This is a genomic window from Tuberibacillus calidus DSM 17572, assembly GCF_000430685.1.
Taxonomy (GTDB): Bacteria; Bacillota; Bacilli; order Bacillales; family Sporolactobacillaceae; genus Tuberibacillus; species Tuberibacillus calidus.
In genome coordinates, this window is the sequence record NZ_AUMM01000079.1 from 1 (window position 1) to 5,961 (window position 5,961).

Annotated in this window: 5 protein-coding genes and 1 pseudogene; 3 read left to right on the forward strand and 3 right to left on the reverse strand. The window is 44.3% G+C overall.

Annotation, left to right across the window (positions count from 1 at the left end; translation table 11 throughout):
- Both H532_RS19020 and H532_RS0113825 read right to left on the reverse strand, forming a co-directional pair.
- Positions 1 to 225: UPF0236 family transposase-like protein (locus H532_RS19020; RefSeq protein ID WP_027725821.1), on the reverse strand; the 225-nt coding region annotated here is incomplete at its 3' end.
- Positions 226 to 338: 113 nt separating this feature from the next.
- A complete protein-coding gene (locus H532_RS0113825) occupies positions 339 to 2,309 on the reverse strand; it encodes an acetoacetate--CoA ligase (RefSeq protein ID WP_027725955.1) in 1,971 nt (656 codons plus the stop codon).
- 174 nt (positions 2,310 to 2,483) lie between these two features.
- On the opposite strand from H532_RS0113825, the gene H532_RS19025 reads away from it, so the two are divergent.
- Positions 2,484 to 2,894 (forward strand): pepsin/retropepsin-like aspartic protease family protein, encoded by a 411-nt coding sequence (locus H532_RS19025; protein ID WP_051263352.1) that lies wholly within the window; start codon positions 2,484 to 2,486, stop codon positions 2,892 to 2,894.
- Positions 2,895 to 2,979: 85 nt separating this feature from the next.
- On the opposite strand, the gene aspA is transcribed toward H532_RS19025, so the two are convergent.
- Positions 2,980 to 4,407 (reverse strand): aspartate ammonia-lyase, encoded by a 1,428-nt coding sequence (gene aspA, locus H532_RS0113835; RefSeq protein WP_027725956.1) that lies wholly within the window; start codon positions 4,405 to 4,407, stop codon positions 2,980 to 2,982.
- A gap of 238 nt (positions 4,408 to 4,645) precedes the next feature.
- Between aspA and H532_RS0113840 the strand changes: the two genes are divergently transcribed.
- Positions 4,646 to 5,572 (forward strand): zinc dependent phospholipase C family protein, encoded by a 927-nt coding sequence (locus H532_RS0113840; RefSeq protein WP_027725957.1) that lies wholly within the window; start codon positions 4,646 to 4,648, stop codon positions 5,570 to 5,572.
- Between the two features lie 176 nt (positions 5,573 to 5,748).
- Positions 5,749 to 5,961: pseudogene (locus tag H532_RS0113845) on the forward strand (IS5/IS1182 family transposase); the annotation flags it as partial.

A 5,961-nucleotide genomic window follows, 5' to 3' on the forward strand; every position in this document is an offset into this window, starting at 1 on the left:
AGTCACAGCCCCAAAAGTAAACGTCAACGTCTTTTTATCTTTACGTTCTCTTTTCCATCCTTCTTTTCTTTTTTCATTCACAATGGCTTCATCGAGTTGACCAAAGACAATGCCCATCACGTCGGCAAATGTGCTGTACATCAGCCGTTTAAGCTGTTCTTCAAACGAAATAAAATCGCGAGTTTCATTTAACAATTGGTATATTTTTGGTATAATGTTTTCCATGAGAAGGCCTCTCTTCAAATGTATTTGCTTGGTCGCATACATTTATGTTAGAGTGCCTTCTCTATTTTTTTCCATCATTTTGCTTCGAGAAATATTTTACACATACTCCGTTCTTATACTAGTTGTTCTCTCAATGATGTAAAATAAGCAAGTGATTTTGGGTTTTTTAGTGATCCTGGATTAGCGGCTTTTGCAATGTCTACACCCATTAGGATTTTCTTCACTGGCACTTCCAGTTTCTTACCGTTTATCGTGTACGGGATTTCATCGACGGCAATGATGTGGTCGGGGATATGCCTCGGTGAGCATTCCGTTCGAATTTTTTGTTTAATCCCTTGCTTCATCGCATCATCAAGAGCTACACCATTTTCTAAAACAACAAATAAAAACATTTGGGATTGTTCATCAGTCACCGGAACATCGACTACAAGGCTGTCTTTGACTTCCGGGACGCTTTCCACCGCACTGTATATTTCACTGGTTCCCATCCGCACGCCGCCGCGATTGATCGTTGCATCGGAGCGGCCGTAGATGACGCAACTGCCCTCTTCCGTAATCTTAATATAATCCCCATGACGCCAGATACCCGGGAAGGTATCAAAATAGCTATCGTGATATCTTTCCCCTTTTGGATCATTCCAGAAAAACAAAGGCATCGAGGGTAATGGCTTCGTTATCACTAATTCACCAATGGCATTCGTCTGGGGCTTTCCTTGATTATCAAAGGAGTAAACCGAAGCGCCTAAGCCGCGACACTGAATATGACCAGACCTCACCGGTAAAATCGGGGCGCCAAGCACGAATGCCGAGCACACATCAGTCCCTCCGCTGACTGAAGCCACCCAGATATCTTCTTTCACATTTTCATAGATCCATTCAAAACCATTTGGCGCAAGCGGTGAACCGGTCGAGCCAATCGCTTTCAGATGGCTGAGATCAAAGTGCTTTTTCGGAACGATTCCTTCTTTCATGCATGCCGTGATATATCCGGCACTGGTCCCGAAAACAGTCATTTTCGTCTCTTGGGCGAATCGCCAAAGCGAAAGGTTATCGGGATAGGTCGGGCTGCCGTCATAGAGAATGATTTCCGCACCTGTCAGAAGCCCGCCGACGAGGAAGTTCCACATCATCCATCCTGTCGTCGTATACCAGAAAAACCTGTCGTCGGGTCCGAGATCGGTATGCAGTGTTAATGCCTTCAAGTGCTCAAGCAAAATGCCGCCGTGCCCTTGGACAATGGCTTTCGGTATGCCCGTTGTCCCTGAGGAAAATAAAATCCATAAAGGATGGTCAAACGCCACCGGTTCAAAAACCAGTTCCGCATTTTGCTGTTCGTGAAGAAAGTCGTCCCATAAAACGGCACGTTCGACTTCATCCCCTTTTAACTCACGATGGAGGTATGGGATCAGAATCGTTTTTTCCAGCGTGGGGATGGAGGCTTGGATTTCTTTTACCGTTTCAAGTCGATTGAACGGTTTACCGTTATACCGATAGCCATCGACGGCGATAAACACTTTAGGTTCAATTTGTTTAAATCGGTCTACCACGCTGCGAGTGCCGAATTCAGGTGAACAGCTCGACCATATGGCGCCAATCGCCGCACAGGCCAAAAAAGCGATGACCGCATATGGGCTGTTCGGAATATAAGCCACCACACGGTCTCCTTTCTCGACCCCCGCCGCTTTGAGCCCTTTGGCAAAGGCGGCAACTGAAGTTTCAAGTTCCTTCCACTTCATTCGTTGAATAGGTTCGGCTTCTGTAGCATAGAGAATGGCATCTTTATCACTTTTTCGATTTCGAAAAATATGCTCGGCATAATTTAACGTTGCACCGGTAAACCACTTCGCCCCAGGCATCGTTTCATCGGCGAGCACCTTTTCATACGGCGTTTTTGCTTCTATACGAAAATATTCCCAAATCGATCCCCAAAATCCTTCTAAATCCGTTACGGACCATGTCCAAAGCGATGGATAATCCGTTTTATGAATACCTTTTTCAGTTGACAGCCAATTCATATATTTTCGGATATGCGATTTTTCGATCTGCTCATTCGTTGGTTGCCATAGAAGTTTTCCCTCAGTCAAGCCCGTCGTCTCCTCTCATAACATTCAAAACTGTCTTTATTCAATTATAGGAGAAATTTCTTAGTGTTGTAAAGCGCTTACAAAGCTTTCTAAATCCATCACATGTTTTCGGTTCTGACTTCGGCAGCCTTCACATACTCTATTACTGATGTAAGGACAAGCGAGGTTGGCTATATGGAACTAAGATTGGAAGATGGTCTTCTCATGGCGTCGTGCGCCATCACCTATAAGGGAAATCGTACTGTATTCAGTGATGTTTTGCTAGATACGGGCTGTGCGGCCTCCGTTTTTGATATCGATTTAATGGAAAGCATGGGATTTAAACCTGACTGTAAAACCGCGCGGATCGTTAAAATGTACGGCGTGGGTGGCAGTGAGGCATGCATTGAACAGAGAATATACAGCCTTGGCATTGATGATCACCAATTTGCTGCGTTGACGCTCCATTTGAGTGATATCCGCACACGCTATGGTTTCGATGCGATACTTGGAAACGATATAATGAGCACATGCGGACTCATGCTTGACCTCTTACATTTAGTGATTCGACAGCATCAACCAACATGTTTGCCATTGTTCCATTAAAATTTAAACGATCGTTTAAACTCTATGATTAAAATAAAAAGGAACGTGAAGAAACCCCACGCTCCTAATAATTTATATTACTCATTTAATCCCGTTCAAGCAGTTCTCTGCCAGCAATACCCGGATGTGTCATCTCGTATGGGTCTAAAATCAAGTCTAACTCTTCTTCCGTTAGGACATCGTATTTCAAACAGAGTTCACGGACGGATTGACCGGTTAAGATCGCCTCACGGGCGATGCGCGCTGCCACTTCGTACCCGATATGCGGATTGACCGCGGTAATCACCCCGACGCTTTTTTCCACATATTCTTTCATTCTTTCGGTATTCGCTTCGATCCCTTTTAAGCAATACTCTGTAAAAACGCGGAAGCCGTTATTCATGATTTTAATCGATTGTAATAGATTAAAGACGAGAACCGGTTCCATGACATTTAATTCAAGCTGTCCGGCTTCTGAAGCCAAACAAATGGTATGGTCATTGCCGATAACTTGGAAGGCGATTTGATTGATGACTTCAGCCATCACCGGATTGACTTTCCCCGGCATAATGGATGAACCCGGCTGTCTTGCTGGCAAGCTGATTTCTCCCAACCCAGCGCGGGGGCCTGACGCCATAAGCCTTAGGTCATTGGCGATTTTTGACATATTCATCATGCACACTTTTAACGCCGCCGAAACTTCCGTGTAGGCATCGGTATTTTGGGTGGCGTCTACTAAATCTTCGGCGCTCTTGAATGGATAGCCGGTTAGGTCAGCTAAATGTTTGACAACTCGTTCAATGTAACGCGTGTCAGCATTTAACCCTGTGCCAACAGCCGTAGCCCCCATATTAATTTCATAGAGATGCTGCTTAGATTGTTCGATCCGCTTAATATCGCGGGAAATAACCCGGCTGTAAGCCCGGAATTCTTGACCGAGGCGAATCGGCACCGCATCTTGCAAATGCGTTCGGCCCATTTTGATGACACCATCAAATTGAGCGGCTTTCTCATTAAAAACGTCAACCATACGCCGCATCGTTTCGAGTAACGTATTTAATGAATCAAGAACAGCGATATGAATGGTTGTCGGGAACACATCATTCGTCGATTGGGATTTATTGACATCACTATTGGGGCGAAGATAGAAATACTCTCCTTTTTTCCTCCCCATGATTTCCAAACCGCGATTGGCAATGACTTCATTGGCATTCATGTTAATCGATGTTCCCGCGCCGCCTTGAATCGGATCAACGATGAATTGATCATGCCATTTCCCCGCAATGATTTCATCACAGGCTTTGACAATCGCTTCTCCAATGTTTTTCGGAAGTCCCATCGTCTCCATATTGGCAAGCGCCGCTGCTTTCTTTACAATAGCGATGGCGCGAATCAGTTCCGTCTGAAGTTTGTAACCAGTTATTGGGAAATTTTCAGTTGCTCGCAATGTTTGAATGCCGTAATAAGCGTCTTCTGGAATCTCTTTTTCCCCTAAAAAATCTTTCTCTTTACGATAAGCCAACACTTGTTGCATTTCTTTTCCGCTTCCTTTTTTGGAATAATGTTTTAGAACTCATTCTATCCCTATCATAGGGGATTCCTTTCAATTTGTCATGAGGAAAATATTTTAAAAGGTAAATTGGAGTTGGCGGAGGTATCTGGCCATTTCCTATTTCACCACGTTTCACCGACCTTGGCCTTAGAAAATATGGTTTGGATCGTTTATGAAAAACAGGTATGATAAGGGTAGATGATGGGATTGGGGGATGGTTATGCCAAATATTTGGACGCATATCGATTTTGCCGAAGAGGCCATTCGAGGGCTCGGTTGGCAACCTGAAAACGATTTGGAATGGGCCTATTTACGCCTCGGCGCACAAGGACCGGATCCGTTTTTTTATTACCGTTTTTGGCCTTGGATTAAAGAAAAACCCGCTGTTGAAGTCGGCAAGCGCATTCATGACGAAGCGTGCGGACCGTTTTTACAGGATTTAATTCGCACGGTAAAGGAACAACCGGAAAATTCGATTCTTAAAGCGTATGTTATCGGTTTTGTTACCCACCATATCTTAGACCGCAATGCTCACCCGTATATTAATTATCGATCTGGAAACGAAGGCCGGAAGCATCAAGAATTGGAATTTGCGATTGACACGATTTGGATGGAGGAAAGACGCGGAGTCATCACGTGGAAAACGCCCGTCTACAAACAAATCGATGTGGGCTCTCGGCTTCATCCATCCGTCGCCGAAGCCATGGAGACAATCATTGCCAAACATTTTCCGAAACTTTCTAAAAAAATACCACCCGGTTATGTGAATGAAGCTTATCGGGATATGGAGAAAGCTCAAAAAGTATTATTCAAATTTGCCGGCCGCAAAAGTCGTTGGCTTGCGCCGGAGATCAGCGCCCTCGTTTATAAACCGGTCGATCCCAATATTGATTATCTCAATCGTAAAAAATCGGAATGGCTTGACCCGACCGATTGCACCCTGAAGTATAGGAAAAGCTTTGACGATCTTTTTGCCGATGCCATAAATGAAGCAAATGCCATCCTTCCCGAAATCATGCGATATTGGGAAACCGAAAGTCACGAAGCCTGGTTGAATATTGAGAGAAAGCTTGGCAACAAATCTTACAGTACGGGAAAAGACTGTGATTTAGGATTAGTCAACCAATTCTTCGCCCCAATACTCTAAAAAACTTAGCTCTACCATGCCTTTAAGCCAATGGCAGAGCCTTTGTTTTTAAGTAGGGTCTACTGAATAACAAAAAAATGTTGATTTAACAAGGGTTTTTCACTTTTTTGTCGAATTTATATGCAAGGGTATGATTCGGAAACTCATCAAAAACCTTGCACTTGGAGGGACTAACTTTGTACGAACATCATGCCGATCAACTCATCCTGCCACATGAATTTTTCCTGCCGTTTGGTGGACAATTAAATCCCAATAACCGTTGGGTGGTCTTGTCTAACCTCATCCCCTGGTCAAAAGCTGAAAAAGAATATGTCAAGTCACTGGGAGACGTCAGGCAAGGACACAAGGCCTTTTCGGTTCGTTTGGCACTTGGTTCATTGATCATTCAG